15 protein-coding genes are annotated in these 14,992 nt (G+C 43.4%); 9 read left to right on the top strand and 6 right to left on the bottom strand.

What is annotated here, in order from left to right; genetic code table 11:
- Positions 1-523 precede the first annotated feature (523 nt).
- Both HLI_RS14335 and HLI_RS14340 read left to right on the top strand, forming a co-directional pair.
- Positions 524-1,855, top strand: coding sequence for an FAD-dependent oxidoreductase (locus tag HLI_RS14335; RefSeq protein ID WP_128525601.1), 1,332 nt, complete (start codon positions 524-526; stop codon positions 1,853-1,855).
- Positions 1,852-2,946, top strand: coding sequence for a class I SAM-dependent methyltransferase (locus tag HLI_RS14340; protein ID WP_128525602.1), 1,095 nt, complete (start codon positions 1,852-1,854; stop codon positions 2,944-2,946). The genes HLI_RS14335 and HLI_RS14340 overlap by 4 nt, the downstream gene beginning before the upstream one ends.
- A 118-nt stretch (positions 2,947-3,064) precedes the next feature.
- On the opposite strand, the gene HLI_RS14345 is transcribed toward HLI_RS14340, so the two are convergent.
- Entirely contained in the window at positions 3,065-3,211 is a 147-nt protein-coding gene (locus HLI_RS14345) for a lmo0937 family membrane protein (protein WP_128525603.1), read from the bottom strand.
- A gap of 152 nt (positions 3,212-3,363) precedes the next feature.
- Here HLI_RS14345 and fabZ point away from each other — a divergent pair, with 152 nt between their 5' ends.
- Both fabZ and HLI_RS14355 read left to right on the top strand, forming a co-directional pair.
- Positions 3,364-3,786: a 3-hydroxyacyl-ACP dehydratase FabZ gene (gene fabZ / locus HLI_RS14350; protein ID WP_128525604.1), complete on the top strand. Its 423-nt coding sequence runs from the start codon at positions 3,364-3,366 to the stop codon at positions 3,784-3,786.
- Between the two features lie 755 nt (positions 3,787-4,541).
- Positions 4,542-4,829 (top strand): hypothetical protein, encoded by a 288-nt coding sequence (locus HLI_RS14355; RefSeq protein WP_128525605.1) that lies wholly within the window; start codon positions 4,542-4,544, stop codon positions 4,827-4,829.
- Positions 4,830-5,004: 175 nt separating this feature from the next.
- On the opposite strand, the gene HLI_RS21715 is transcribed toward HLI_RS14355, so the two are convergent.
- Both HLI_RS21715 and HLI_RS14360 read right to left on the bottom strand, forming a co-directional pair.
- A complete protein-coding gene (locus tag HLI_RS21715; RefSeq protein WP_164908567.1) occupies positions 5,005-5,172 on the bottom strand; it encodes a hypothetical protein in 168 nt (55 codons plus the stop codon).
- Positions 5,173-5,235: 63 nt separating this feature from the next.
- Complete coding sequence (locus HLI_RS14360; RefSeq protein WP_128525606.1) at positions 5,236-5,415, bottom strand: YjfB family protein; 180 nt, start codon at positions 5,413-5,415, stop codon at positions 5,236-5,238.
- A gap of 208 nt (positions 5,416-5,623) precedes the next feature.
- Here HLI_RS14360 and HLI_RS14365 point away from each other — a divergent pair, with 208 nt between their 5' ends.
- The 3 genes from HLI_RS14365 (at position 5,624) to HLI_RS14375 (ending at position 11,018) form a co-directional block, all read left to right on the top strand.
- Entirely contained in the window at positions 5,624-6,244 is a 621-nt protein-coding gene (locus tag HLI_RS14365; RefSeq protein WP_128525607.1) for a hypothetical protein, read from the top strand.
- Between the two features lie 363 nt (positions 6,245-6,607).
- Positions 6,608-7,954: an efflux RND transporter periplasmic adaptor subunit gene (locus HLI_RS14370; RefSeq protein WP_128525608.1), complete on the top strand. Its 1,347-nt coding sequence runs from the start codon at positions 6,608-6,610 to the stop codon at positions 7,952-7,954.
- Entirely contained in the window at positions 7,941-11,018 is a 3,078-nt protein-coding gene (locus HLI_RS14375) for an efflux RND transporter permease subunit (RefSeq protein ID WP_128525609.1), read from the top strand. Before HLI_RS14370 ends, HLI_RS14375 begins: the two co-directional genes overlap by 14 nt.
- 80 nt (positions 11,019-11,098) lie before the next feature.
- On the opposite strand, the gene HLI_RS14380 is transcribed toward HLI_RS14375, so the two are convergent.
- Together HLI_RS14380 and HLI_RS14385 are read right to left on the bottom strand one after the other, a co-directional pair.
- Positions 11,099-11,512 (bottom strand): PilZ domain-containing protein, encoded by a 414-nt coding sequence (locus tag HLI_RS14380; protein WP_347232247.1) that lies wholly within the window; start codon positions 11,510-11,512, stop codon positions 11,099-11,101.
- Between the two features lie 53 nt (positions 11,513-11,565).
- On the bottom strand, positions 11,566-12,285 hold the full coding sequence (locus tag HLI_RS14385) for a CBS domain-containing protein (protein ID WP_128525611.1): 720 nt from the start codon (positions 12,283-12,285) through the stop codon (positions 11,566-11,568).
- Positions 12,286-12,542: 257 nt separating this feature from the next.
- Between HLI_RS14385 and HLI_RS14390 the strand changes: the two genes are divergently transcribed.
- The gene (locus HLI_RS14390; RefSeq protein WP_128525612.1) at positions 12,543-12,872 is read left to right on the top strand and encodes a helix-turn-helix domain-containing protein; all 330 of its coding nucleotides are present in this window, start codon (positions 12,543-12,545) and stop codon (positions 12,870-12,872) included.
- An 806-nt stretch (positions 12,873-13,678) separates the two neighbouring features.
- Here the strand turns inward: HLI_RS14390 and HLI_RS14395 are convergent.
- Entirely contained in the window at positions 13,679-14,440 is a 762-nt protein-coding gene (locus HLI_RS14395; protein ID WP_128525613.1) for a sugar phosphate isomerase/epimerase family protein, read from the bottom strand.
- 351 nt (positions 14,441-14,791) lie between these two features.
- Between HLI_RS14395 and HLI_RS14400 the strand changes: the two genes are divergently transcribed.
- Positions 14,792-14,980, top strand: coding sequence for a hypothetical protein (locus HLI_RS14400; RefSeq protein WP_128525614.1), 189 nt, complete (start codon positions 14,792-14,794; stop codon positions 14,978-14,980).
- Positions 14,981-14,992: the final 12 nt, after the last annotated feature.

A 14,992-nucleotide genomic window follows, 5' to 3' on the forward strand; every position in this document is an offset into this window, starting at 1 on the left:
TGGCTCGTGTTTTTTCTTTATATGAGAAAAGAAACTCCCTCTCTCACTCCACGAAAGTCCCCTTTATCTGGGTGACTCAGCTATTAAGACACTTTGGGTCCGCTGCGTTATGGGGAGGTGGGCTGACTGGGGTGCATAAATCACTTCACAGAAGGATTTTGCTCCAAAAACAAGTGGCCGTCTTTCAATGGACTCTACATTAGGCGGCTGAGCAATTCACTGCCATTCCAATAATAGATAGCACACTGAACGGCGCCGAGGTACGTTATATGGCAGGGGGCGGAGGGAAACGATGAGACTCCTGTGGGACACGCGGGTTAGATGAGACCCCGGAAGGCGTAGCCTGAGGAGGCTCAGCGCACGCCCACGGAAAGCGAATCGTTTCCCGCAGCCCCCTTATTCACACTATAGTCTCGAAATCCAGTCTTATCTAACATATTCAACCCCTACACAGATGTTTTCAACTTATGATTTAGGGAATGAAAAACATACAACGAGTTGACGCAGAAGGGAGGGTCCAGGCTTGAAAACAGAGGTATTCATTGCTGGTGGAGGAGTAGGAGGTCTGACGCTGGCGGTGAAATTAGCGAGACGGGGTGTCCACGTCGTCATTGCAGAACAGTTATCTAAGGAATCCAACGCTTATAAAGGAGAGCTTATTCAACCGAAAACATTAGCCATCCTTGAGCGTCTGGGAGTGTTAGACCATATTGAAGAAAACGGACATCCTATCGATCAATTGAGGTTCCAGGAGGTGCATCGCAATCATGGAGAACTGCCTCAGGAAATCAATCTTACTGAACTGAATTATAGCAGGGTCGCAAGTAATTACGATCATGCGTTGATGGTGCCCCATGAGAAGACTAAAGAGATCCTCAGGAATAAAGGAAAGTCATATGAAGAGTATTTTCATTATCTACCCGGAACGAGATTTTTAGGATTTGAAAATGGCATGGCAAAAGTGAAGCGGAAAAAGGAAACATTCCATATCCAGGCTCAGGTGTACATAGGGGCGGAAGGACGAAGTTCGCCTACACGTGATGCCATGAATGTCCAAGTGGAACGGAAAGATTATAACCACCATTTTCTGACCGTGACGATACCCAGACCAGAAGATTTTACAAAAGGTAAAATCATTACGACTACCAGTTGTTTTCTCGGCTTATTCCCTTTACCTGATAATGAAGTGAGGACTGTTTTCCTCATTAAGGCAGGAGAGTACAAGACGATCAAGGAGAAGGGCTTGGAGTATCTTTATCAAGCCTATAGTGAACTGGAACCGGAACTGTCCGCAGGGGTGAGAAGTATTAAGGACTGGAAAAAAGTCCAGTTGATGATTCCTTACACTTATCATGTAGATCGTTATTATACAGGCAGTTTGGCTATTATCGGAGATGCGGCTCACACTGTTCATCCGATGGCTGGTGAGGGGATGAACTTGGCGATCCAGGATGCAGATGTGCTTGGAGAACTATTGGCATGGTGCAAGGAAGAAAATAAGCGCTATATCGACCATCTTCATTATTATGAAGATGTCAGAAGACCTCGTGTCTCCTTTTTACTGACCTTGAGTCACTTGTCCGCTCTTGTATATTCCTTTCAATATGAATGGTGGCGCAAGTTCAGAATGCTTGCAGTGCAGCGAATTTATGACGATGATCAGCTTCATGTCAAACAAATGCTGAATATATCCGGACTTGGGAGATGGGATTTCAATTTGCTGGATCGAGCGATACAGGGAAGTATGCTTCCGGCGAGAAAGAAAAAGGTATCGGATCGTAAACAGCAACAATACCTATTCTCAGAAGCTGAAGATTATCCCTGGAAAAGGAATGAGAAAGGAATGATTACATGAATGAGTGGATAAACGTCATGCAGGCTAGAAAGTGGATGAAAAAAAATGAGTCATTTCTTCCGAGTTGGCATGCGTATGTCGGGTCAGAATTAGGGTTATTTGATGAATTCGAAAGTGCGCGGACGGTAGAAGCCATCAGTGAGAAAACAGGATACCCTCATGATTTGTTGGCTTCCTGGGTGAAAGTCGGGGTAGCTGTTAAACATTTGAAAAAAAGACCGAATGACCGCTACCGCACGTCTAAAAGAAGATGTGCCAGCCTGATGGGAAATGATGCTTCTCCTGGTGTGAAAGCATTACTGAAAGAGATGATGGAACTGCATTTTCCGACGATGCTGCAATACCCTGTTATCATGAAATCGCAGGAACGTGCGGAGTTCAATCATGACCTTCACGGGGAAGTCGTGGCTGAGACATCAGCTTTGCTGGAACACTTCGCCATTAAAAAAATCAAGAAAATGATTCGGGATAAAAAGGTAGAAACCATCGTCGATCTTGGATGTGGACATGGGGGATACCTGAGGAAGCTGGCTGCGGAGTTTCCACATGTCCAGATGACCGGTGTCGATATCAACCAAAAAGTAATCGACCGTGCGCGAGAGCTATCAGAAGAATTTCCGAACGTTCAATTTGAAGTCGGGGATATCAATGAATGGAAGCCTGCGAATGATGAAAAGGTGGATGTTGTCTTATTGCATAATATTTTTCATTATATTCATCCCTCGTCAAGGAGAGGGTTATTGAATCATCTTCATCACTATGTGAGGGGTCAGGGGCTGCTTTCTGTCATCACTCCTATCAATGAAACAGAACATGGGGAAGCCTTTTCCTCTGCTTTCAACAGTTTTTTTGTAGCTCATTCCAATCTTTTCTCATTACCGAACAAAAACGAACTTAAAGAAATATCTGAGCACTGCAGCTATGACCTTTTTGATTTGGACCCGGTCATAAAAGAAGGATCATGGTACACATGCTGGATGAGTCCTTCCAGCCCGGTCAAAGAAATGAAGCACACGCGAATGGCCGGCAGTTCAGAACAGACTTTGGCAACAAGTTCATTCGACCAGTCTGAGCTTACTCGAAGCTCCTGAAAAATTAATAATACAAGGAAAAACCGCTGAGACCATTAAGTCTCAGCGGTTTTTTTCCGTTCAAAGGTTTACTTTGCTTAAACATGTCGGATTGATTATAGAATTCACGCTTTTATCCCTATAATCCTCCCCGTCCTTGTACAAGACGTACAATAAGAACGATAAGAGCAATGACCAGCAGCAGGTGAATCAGATTACCTGCGATACCGCCGATTACACCGAGCAGCCAAAGTACAAGGAGCACTATCAAGATGGTCCAAAGCATAAGGAGTCCCTCCTTTTCTAATGTTGTAAAATGTGAACTTAAAGATATAATTTCCCATTTCTCATTATCTAAAACAGAAACCCCGAAAAAACTTTGTCCCATAGTGGTTGTACCCTTATAATAAAGTAATGAAAGAAGAAAGGAGCCAGATGATGTTAGACATACAAGCAATCAAAGAAATTATCCCCCACCGTTATCCTTTTCTGTTAATTGATCAAGTCGAAGAACTCGTAGAAGGAGAGCGTGCGGTCGGGTACAAAAATGTAACCGTAAATGAGCCCTTTTTCCAAGGTCACTTCCCGGATTATCCGGTAATGCCTGGAGTGCTGATTACAGAAGCCTTAGCGCAAATGGGTGCAGTAGCCATGTTGAAAAAAGAAGAAAATCAGGGGAAACTCGCTTTCTTTACAGGCATTGATAAGTGTCGCTTCAAACGCCAAGTGAAACCGGGGGACCGTTTGAAACTGGAAGTGGAAATCGTCCGGATCAAAGGCCCGATGGGGAAAGGTAAAGCTACAGCTTCTGTTGATGGAGAAGTTGCTTGTGAAGCGGAAATCATGTTTGCCTTGAAATAAGCACAAAAAATCCGCTGTCAATCTAAATAGTTTAAATAACAGAACAATAGTAAGTAAAAACAAGGCTGGTACAAAAGAATTTTTCTGCTAGAAAACCCGAATTCGTTCGGGTTTTCTTTATGAAGCAATAAATGCATACGCTCCGATTGATCCATTCTCCTTTATTATTCGTCTATACAAGCGGCAGTCATCGTTTTGTCCCAGTCTCGTCCTGTTTTATATTCCCTTTTACACTGAAGACGTTTATTATTGATATAACCAAATATCATATACTCCTCTTATAAATAAAATCAAGTCACCAATGGTACCGACACAAAAGAAAATGAAATAATAGCTTGAAATAGTAACCTCCTTATTAAACAACTCTTTAAATGCTTGGATGTACATTCAATTGATTTAAACCAGCTTAATATCCCAGACGGAAACTGACGATCATCATTTATGATCACCTTCTTTACCAATCACTCTTTTCTTCCTGACGAAAAAGCTTCTGCCATGTTGCTTTCAGTACAACTTCCTTACGATATCTTCCTTCACTTTAACATCAATCCCGTTTTCCTATCGCTTTATCAACTAACCATAGTAAATGACGCTTTTAATTGAATGATGATTTCTTAAGCTGAATCATAACATTGCCGGACTTCTATATTCAGGCAGGAGGCTATAGTTTTTTTATATAATTTTTGATTTTATGGATGAATTTTCCCATATGGGACATACTAGATTTCGTAATCATTAAAAAGGAGGAATCACCAATGAAAGCATTGCTATTAAAACTTTCGGTTGCGATTTTGGCCATCTCTTTGCTTGGTGCTTGTGCTTCGGAGGAAGAACCGCAGGATGAGGGCACTGAGGAAAACGTGGAAGAAGGAAATAACAACGAAAATGGAGATATGGAAGACCAGGGCACTGAAGAAAACGACATGAACAAGAATGATGATAAGAAAGAAGACCAGGGTGATATGACTGATGGTGAAAACGGAAATGGTGAAGATGGCGCCACTAACGAAGACACCATGGAAGACGAAAACAATAATGAGTAAACTTACTTAGCCGCTGTTTTTAGCGGCTTTTTTTTTATTTGTGAAAGAGGGTGTCCTCCCTCACATAAATGCGAAAACTCCCCATCCTTTTTAACGATACACTTCATCGCTCTCCCGGCACCCTCTGCCACACAAAAAATTCGGATGTATTTTTTTAATATCCTGCTTTATTCGATCACATCTCACGTCTAATGGAGAGGATTGTGGCAATTGCCATTATACATATACCGCCAATGGTGAGCAGTGGGACGAGGAAGTGGAAGGGTGTCATGAAGTTAATTAGAAAAATCCCGATCCCCGCCATAAACATAATGAATCCAGTCCAAGCTAATTTCTTTGCCATCAATGACAGCTCCTTCATGATAGATAGAAAGACAGCGGCTCTCAACCACTGCCTTCCTTATGCTCATCCTTTTACATCAATACGGTTACCAAGGTCAGGATGAGGAACGGATTGTTCAAGCATCTCCACCATTTGATTCCCTTTCTCTTCTGCATCACCCTTAACTTTGTCCATCATTGCCAAGCTGGATTGCTGTTTTAACTGGGTGGTGCTCATCGCCATTGATAAGGCTGCAATGTCCATTAAATCCCTCCTTCCTTTCTACTATCGGTTAATCAGAAATGTCCTCAAGCAAAATCCCGGACTCGTTTTTCTCAGTGCGGATATTTGATTTTCTTTGGAATATAACTGTTTATTATGTAAAATAGAATTAGAGATAGTTATAGAATCTTTTCTTTTAGGGGTTTCCCGGTTTCAATTGTGTGGAATAAGCGAATAGAGGTGATTATTGATGAAATACAGAACGGCGAACGACTTGAAAGATTTATTGTTAGAAGATCACGAAAAAGTGGTGAATCGAATACCGCTTGAAAAACTGGATGTGTATCTTTACCTCCATACCATCTATCAAGATACGTACGTCCCGGACGACACATTGTATCAATTCATCTTCCGTCACTTTTTCCGATTGGACAATCCGAGTTTGACGAAAGAGTTTGAAAACTATTACTTCAAGCTGATGGAAGAACAAAGGGGTTATGAGCGACCGAACATCGTTCAAATTACAAAGAGTTTATACGAAGTGAAGAACCACAAAGGGAATCCTACCATGCAGTTTCCTTTAGCAGCCTCAATGCTGCACACCCTCAACCCTAGTTTTCCGACTTATGATAGTGACATTGTCAAAGCTTTTGACTATTCATCAACATATCACTTGTCAGGGTTCGATAAGAAGATGAAACGGTACATCCGCCAATATCAGCATACGTTCAAAACTTACGAAGAATTACTGGAAGATGAAGCTCTAGAGCCGCTCTTTTCCCATTTTGATGAGCGTTTTCCTGAATATGATCTGCCGAAAGTCAAAAAACTGGATTTGATTGTAGCTCAGATCGGGAACAACCTACAATGAATTCTTTGCCGAACCTATAAGGGTTCGGCTTTTTTTCTGTCCTCTGCTTTCCATCGGTTACAGTCCTTAAAATAGGAATGGGGATATGCTGGGCAGCTATTCATATCATTCCACAGTGAAAATGAACAGTAACAGGACTGAATCAGACACAATTTTGTCAATTTCGATTCCATACTACAAGTTGCATTACAATTCGCAGTTTAGTAACATTAATCGTAATTATGACTACTTGGTCAGTGTGGAGATAGTCTTAAAATATCGGGATTTTAAGCTTGTTTGCAGGGGAGTATATACTTAAGTCGGAAAAGTGCGAGAATAACATAGATGTTTGTTATTGAAAGTTTTAATGAGAGGGAGTATTGAATGAAACGGTTGTCCATTTTGATAGTGCTGCTCATCTTTGTAACCGCTTGTACACAGGAGGATGCAAGTGAAGATGTCGAGGAACGAATCACTCCTGTAGAGGTAGAGAACATTAAGAAAGAGGACTTTGTTGTCGATCGCAAAATAGTCGGACGTGCTACATCAGCTGATTCGTCACCTGTGACAGCGCGGACCCCAGGTGAACTGGTAACACTGAACGTTTCTAAAGGTGACCGGGTAGAAGAAGGGGAAACGATCGGTGTCGTGGACCCTGGGACAGGGGAGAGCCAGGTGGAACTTCAACAGTTGGCTGTTCAACAAGCAGAAAAACAGTTGGAAAATGCTCGAATTTCTGAACGACAGGCAGAACGGGGAGTTGAGAATGCAAAGGAGCAAGTAGATCTTGCTGAACAAGCTTCCCAGTCAGAAGCAAGTCAATCTGCTCAAGCGGCTCAGGCTGCTCAACAACAATACGAGCAAGCCCAGCAGCTTGCAGATGAAACAAAGAAGTTGGTGGAGGAAGGGACCGTCCCTGAAGCCCTTTATGAACAGGCACAAAATAGAGCAGATCAAGCAAAAGCTCAGTACCAGCAATTGCAAGGGCAAAAAGGCCAATCCTCATCAGCTGCAGGACAAGCTGAGGCACAGGTTGATCAGGCTGAACAGCAGTTGGAGCAGGCACGTGTAGCTGTTGACCAAGCAGAACTGCAGGTCGAACAAGCGAACGTCCAACTAAGCCAGGCACAGGACCAGGCTTCCAATGAGGCTGTTACAGCACCTGCCACAGGAGAAGTCTCTACTATGAACGCTGGCGAAGGAGACTTTGTTACGAACCAGCAGCCTTTTGCCACAGTCGTCAGTTTGAACCCGATGACAGTCACAGCATCTGTCACGGCTGAACAACTGCCTTTGTTTGAAAAAGGAGAAGAAATAGAGGTAGAGATTTCTTCTTTAGATCAGAAAGTGACAGCAAAGGTAGCCTATGTATCGTCCGTGCCGGATGATACTGGTCTGTATCCGGTAGAAGCTACTGTCGGTAATGATAAAGAAAAAATTAAGCCAGGTATGATGGCAACATTCCTGCTGCCGGAAAATGTGGTTGAAGATACGTTGATAGTGCCGACTGACAGCGTTGTAGAGGAAAATGACGACACTTATGTGTACCACGTGGTGGATGAAAAGGTGGTACGTGTGGATGTCGAAGTTTTGGAAGGGCAATCAGATTTCACTGCTATTTCAGCTGATCTCCCGGAAAATGCTGAAGTGATTACGACGGGCCAGTTGACTCTTTCTGATGGAGATAAGGTGAGCATCATGAAGGAGGAAGACTCTGATGAAGCTCGTTAATCTTTCTGTCAAAAGACCAGTCGGGGTCATTATGGTTGTTGCGGCTATTCTTGCTCTTGGTTTCGTATCACTGAGGAGTTTGACCATCGATCTTTATCCTGAAATCGATTTGCCGATTGCTGTCGTTTCTACATCTTACGAGGGGGCAGCCCCTCAAGAGGTGGAAAAGCTCGTCAGCCGACCTGTGGAATCATCGGTAAGCAGTATTGAAGGGCTTGAAGTGCTTCAGTCGCAATCTCAGGCTGGAGCTTCACTCGTTTTATTACAATTTAACACAGGTGTGGATTTAGATAGTACCTTGCTCCAAGTCCGTGAAAATGTCGATCAGGTTACAGATCTTCTTCCGGAAGGAGCTACAGATCCAAGCGTACTGCGATTCGATCCCCAGCAACTGCCGATCATGACTGTCGGATTATCGGGAGACACACCAGCAGAACTTCAGGAAATTGCTGAAAATCGCCTCGTACCTTTTCTGGAAAGGCAGGAAGGTGTCGCTTCTGTAAGTGTTGAGGGTGGTAAAGTCAGTGAAGCTCAGGTCCTTGTTGATAGAGCCCAGATGGCTCAGTACGGCCTTGATTCTCAAACGGTGATTCAAGCGCTGAATGCGAGTAACCAGTCCGCTTCAGCAGGGAGTATCGAAAAAGGACAAAAAGATCTGCAAATTCGTATAGATGGGGAATTCGGTTCCATTGACGATGTGAAAAGTACTATTATTCAATCGCCGACAGGAGCTCAAGTCACGCTTGATCAAATAGCCGAGGTCAAAGAAACATTGACCAATTCGAATACAATCAGCAAAGTGAACGGATCTTCCTCAGTAGTATTGTCCATCCTGAAAAAAACGGATGCGAATACAGTGGAGACATCCGATAACGTACGCGCGGCTATGGGTGAGTTGGAAGGCGATCTTCCAGAAGGTGTCGGAACAGATATCGTGCTCGACACATCCGAATTCATAAAAATATCCATCAATAGTGTCGTTTTGAACATCATCCTTGGTGGGATTTTCTCGGTACTCGTGCTCTTGCTTTTCCTTAAAAGCATACGAGCAACCCTTGTCATCGGGCTATCGATTCCGATTGCCATCATTTCCACCTTCACCTTAATGTACTTCACTGGAGAAACATTGAATGTGTTGACAATGGGAGGCCTTGCTCTCGGAATCGGGATGATGGTGGACAGCTCGATCGTCATTTTAGAGAACATCGTCAGTTATCGGCAGAGGGGTTACTCGATGGTGGAGGCGGCCAAAGAAGGAGCATCAGAGCTTGCTCCTGCAGTTGTAGCTTCTGCAACCACTACACTAGTGGTTTTTCTTCCGATTATTTTTGTTGAAGGTATCGCTTCAGAACTGTTCACACCGCTGGCGCTGACGATCATGTTCGCTTTAATCGCATCACTCGCTGTTTCTGTAACGTTGATTCCGATGCTTTCGTCAAAATTGCTTACCAAATCATTAAAAGAAAACGGGCGCCGCTATTGGTTCGATCGGTTTCTTGAGAAAGTCAATGATGGATACCGATCGATATTACGCTGGGTGCTGAAATTCAGGAAAACCACACTCGCGATCACCGCTGCACTCATCGCAGGCAGTGTCGCTTTAATTCCGCTGATAGGGACAGAGTTCATTCCGCCTTCTGATCAAGGACAGGTCGAAGTCCGGGTCAACATGCCAGAAGGTACGTCAATGGAAGAAACAGAGGTGCTCACTGAGGAAGTGGATTCCCGTATCGAGGATTTCCAGGAGATCATTGATGTCAGTTATCTGTCGATCGGCGGTGGCGGCATGGGGAGTGTAGGCAATGGGTCTTCTGATTTTGCCTCCTATACGATCCAGCTTGTCGAACCAGGAGAACGGGAGAAAACGACACAGCAAGTGATGGAAGAAATAGATGAATCTCTATCAAGTATCCCAGGAGCTGAAATTCAGGTAAGTGAGATGGATGCAGGTCTAGGCACTGGTGCACCATTGCAAGTTCAATTGAATGGTGCGGAATATGAAGTGTTGGACCAGCTGGCCGGCCAAGTTGCTTATATGATGAATGAAATTGATGGTGTCAATAATGCCACCTCTTCGACTGAAGAGGGCCGTCCTGAAATGCAAATTGATGTCAATCAAGAGAAAGCGGCACAGTATGGTTTGACAGATCAACAAGTGATTGGACAAGTCCAACTGGGTTTCAATGGGCAAATTGCGACACGATATCGAGATGGAGCGGATGAAATCGATGTCCGATTCATTTTACCGGAAGAAGAGAGGCAGACCATTGCAGATCTAGAGGGGATGCTTGTGCAAACACCGAATGGAGCCCTGATTCCACTAGCGACGATAGCTGAGCTGAAGCAAGTTCAAGGCCCTGTATCACTTCTCCGCCAAAACCAGCAGCCTCAAGTGAATGTGGAAGCGGAAATCGGAGATGTCGATTTAGGTACAGCAACAGAAGAAGTTAGAGCTGAATTGGAGAGATTGAATTTTCCTGATGGTTATTCCTATAGCATCGGGGGAGAAGCTCAGGATATGCAGGATGCCTTTGGTGACTTATCACTAGCCCTGATTTTTTCAATCTTTCTTGTTTATGCTGTAATGGCGATTCAGTTTGAAAACTTCCTGTTCCCTTTTATCATCATGTTTTCACTTCCTGCTACTGTCATTGGAATTTCAGGCGGGCTGTTTATGACAGGACTGCCATTCAGTCTGCCTGCCTTTGTCGGGATCATTATGCTGGCAGGTATTGTGGTCAACAATGCGATCGTCTTAGTAGATTACATTAATATTCTAAGACGGAAATCCTACGATCGTTATGAAGCAATTCTGGAAGCAGGTCCTAACCGGATGCGACCGATTTTAATGACGACATTGACGACAATCTTAGGAATGGTCCCACTGGCTATCGGGATTGGCAGAGGGGCAGAAGCTCAGCAGCCATTAGCAGTCACGATCATTTTCGGGTTGACCGTTTCAAGTTTCTTTACACTTGTGCTTATCCCGGTCGTCTATACGTATTTCGATGATTTATCAACGAAAGTGACAGGATTCTTCCGTCGCAGAGCAGCAAAGGAATAAATGGAATATCAAGGGACCTCAGGTCATCCAATATTTGGATGACCTGAGGTCCCTAAAAAAACCAAATAAAAGAGCCTCCATTATGGAGACTGTGATTCCAACAGTGGATTTGTGACCTCATCAAGTGAATCTCCCAGTTGTTGGATGATGTTTTTCAAACGGTCCGGAAATCCGAATACATGGACGCCACATGTCATGTTTTGGTCTTCCGATTTCAACCAAATGACTCTGCCTTCTGCTGTGAATGTCTCATTTTCATAGATGAACGAAAGATATATTTCGTCTTTCGTGGACAAGCCGGGTTCGGGAGCGGCAGAAAAACGTAAGCCGTTCATACTTATATCATTAATGCTTATAGGACCGGATATATGTCTGTTGGTTTTTTTGTTATAAAACCCCGGGAGTGGTACGTGGAAGGGGTAACGGAAAGGCTCATGTCTGCGTTCGTGCAAAATCGAACATTCCCTTCTCCAAATAGTTGTTGCTTCCATCATATACCTAAACAGCCGGGCGTTCAATCATGTTCCTTATGATTCAGATGAACAATTCATTCATCGTCTTCCTGACGGTCGACTTTAATCAAATCCCATGTTGTGACAATACCCATCGGCAAGTCATCAGGACTTCCTGACTCCGTTAAAATGACAGCTTTTAGCTTCCGATCCTCATCCAAGCTTTTTTCGAAACGTTCTTCAAGCTCGAAAACGGTCGCATTTGCTCCTAAAAATTCTACATTAGTATTTTTTTCGTGATGTAACACTTCTTTTGGGGTGATGTCTTCTAATCGTGCATGGCCGTCTACCATCGTTTGAGAGAGCCAGCGAACGATGCCATCATTTGTGAGCAGCCCGAGAAAATTCCGTTCCTTAGTATAAATAGGAAATTGCGAAATTCCGTGCTGATCAAAAGCTTCTATGATATGTGTAATAGCTGTATCTTCTTTAAAGAAAAGGACGGGACGGGTCGCAAAATCAAGGGCTTCAGGCGGTTGATCAAGCGTTTGTTTAATTTTCTTCAAATGCTCGACAACATCTTTATGAGGTGTTGCAATAAAGTAATCTCCACTGATCCGCTCGTGCACGATTGCATTCCTCAACTTCGCATACTGCTTCAGTTGATCGAAGTGAACACGGATCACACTGTGCTTCAATTTTGATCGTTGTAGGAGTTCAGCGAAATTATCATTTTTCGGGAAGCCGTTCAATTCCTTCAAATGCTGATGGATTTGATTGAATGTGACTTCGAACTGTTCCACAATTTCATTCATCTTGCTCACCTTTTTCCTCGTTTCCCTATAGTATATCTTTTCTGGACACATCTCACTCATATTGGGTAAAAAGAACAAAATATGCCCAGGACTTAAATAATCATTAAGAAGAGACGATAATAAAAGGTGAGGAATACGGAGTATACATTTGTAACTTGATTGAACAAATCTAGGACTCCCTCAGGATTTTTGTGCTTTAAATAGAACGGACCTTTAAAATATGCTATACTCAAATTACTAAGAAAGAAGGTGAGATTATGATCGGTGAACGCATTAAGAAAATACGTAAAGACCGACATATGTCGCTATCTGAATTAGCTGAAAGAGCGGGTGTCGCCAAATCTTATCTAAGTTCGATCGAACGGAATATCCAAACGAATCCGTCTGTTCAATTTCTGACTAAAATATCCCAGGAATTAGATGTTTCTATAAATTTCTTGTTACATGGGGAAGCAGAACCAAAAGACGAAACACTTGATGAAGATTGGACGCACCTCGTGCAAGAAGCTATGAACTCAGGTATATCAAAAGAGCAATTCCGCGAGTATCTGGAATTCAATAAATGGAAAATCCATCAGAATAAATAAATCAGCCTGTCTCATTACAAAGAGTCAGGCTATCTTTATAAAAGAAGGTCGTGATTTTCACGACCTTCTTTTATTTCTGCTCTGTTAAATTTCAGTGTTGATTAAGCTCCCGATTGTTTAAGACTCAGTTTCGAGACTTTAGTGGGAGTTTAGGGGCTGCGGGAAAAGGTTCGCGTTCCATGGGGCGGGCGCTGAGCCTCCTCGGACTTTAAAGTCCTGTGGGGTCTCAGCTGTCCCGCACATCCCATAGGAGTCTCACCGTTTCCCTCCGCCCCTTACAATATGAGGTTCTCGAAACTACTTCTGGAATAGGCATCTATGAGCTTAAGGGAAGTAGAGGAAGGTATTCTGATCATGAGAGCTTGATATAAAGCCTTTTACGACTATAACACAAGGATAGTGAAGACAATCCTCCTGAGTAAGGGGGTTCGTTTCTCCCATACATTGGATGGGTTGGTGGGGAAGCTACGAGACTCCCGTGGGAGAAGGAGATAGGCGAGATCCCGCAGGGCTTTAGCCCGAGGAAGCTCGCCAGGTCCCCCACAGGAAAGTGTTCAAATGCAGAATCGTCCTGGTAGACACGACTGGCATAAGCAGAATAGCAACGGAATGTGTCTTTTCATTCCATTGCTATTCTGCTTATGACGCGAGTGTCTGGACGATGGAGCTAGACGAGTTGCTTCACAACCAGCCCTGAAGCTCAACACGGCAACGAACCCTTATTATCTCAATCGCGTCTTCAAGAATCCTGCCATATAAGTGAATAACTCTCATATGAAAATCGACCTCAACCTTTAACAAAGGCTTTATTTCTGTAAATGGGGAAACTTTTCCTTCAGGTAATTCATGCTGATCTCAAGACTCTCAAGAGGGCTTGTGCGACTTTCATCCTGCTCGACAATCCACCACTTGACCCCAACCTTTTCGCCCAAAACAAAAATGGTATCTAAATCAACACCACCTGTCCCTAACTCAGCAAAAAATTGCTCTTCATCAAGTGTCATGTCTTTCAAATGTATAAGGGGAGCCCTTCCCTGGTAGCGATCGATCCATTCAGAAGGCTGCTCGCCTGCTTTTTGCAGCCAGTATATATCAAACTCGGCTTTTACTCTATCTTCATCCGTCTCTTGAAAAATCAAATCCAATGGTTTGCGGCCATCTGTAAAGGGTTCCAATTCGAAATCATGATTATGATAGCAAAGAGTAATGCCCTCTTTTTGACAGGCTTCGCCGATGTCATTAAGATCCCTGATTAAAGTACGGTAATCCTCTTCCTGACGTTTTTCAATGAAAGGACATACCACATAGGTGCTCCCGATCGTTTTTTGATCCTCTAATACTTGAGGTAAATGGTTCTTCAATTCCTCTAGAGGGACATGACTGGCTGCAGCTTTTAAATTCAACTTGTCCAAAAGGTTTTTGACTTCCCTGGCTGTCATTTCTCCAAAACCAGCAAATTCTACAGCTTCAAACCCTAAATCAGCGACTTTGCGCAGTGTACCGGCAAAGTCTTCTGCTGTTTCTTTACGTAATGTGTAGAGTTGAACGGCGAATGGTATCGTACTCATCTAATCTCCCCTTTTAACACTAATTTAAAAAATCCATCAAACGTATTTTTGGTCCATCCAGCTCCAGCGCCCAGCCTCTCGAGGTCTTAAGTCCAATCGTATAGTGAAGAAGATCGCTTCACTTTACGTTTGTTCTTAAGCTTGTCGAGGCTGACCAAGGCGCTTGCGCTTTTGAATACTGGTTTATTACAAAGTTAGTTATTGAGCGCCAATTCTCCTCCTGAAACGGCAAAATTTCCTATAGAAAAATCATAAACTTCTTATCTCTGGGTGGATGTTTCTGATATTCGGCTGTTCGTCTGGTTTGAAAAATTCCTTTAAACTAGTGATTAAGAAAGGGGGAGGGGACAGATGAGTTCTATTGAAGAGAAACTGAAGGAAATGAGAAACATCAGCTCAGTTTGTTGGAAGTGTAAAATCGAATTGAGAGGTGAGGATATGATTTCAGTGACAGACCGGCACAGCATAACCATTGTTCTGTGTCACGACTGCTACGAATTTTATCAGGAAGTGAGAAGTACATGGTCTTCAGAGGGTTAGGCACATTACTCC

Source organism: Halobacillus litoralis (assembly GCF_004101865.1).
Taxonomy (GTDB): domain Bacteria; phylum Bacillota; class Bacilli; order Bacillales; family Halobacillaceae; genus Halobacillus; species Halobacillus litoralis_A.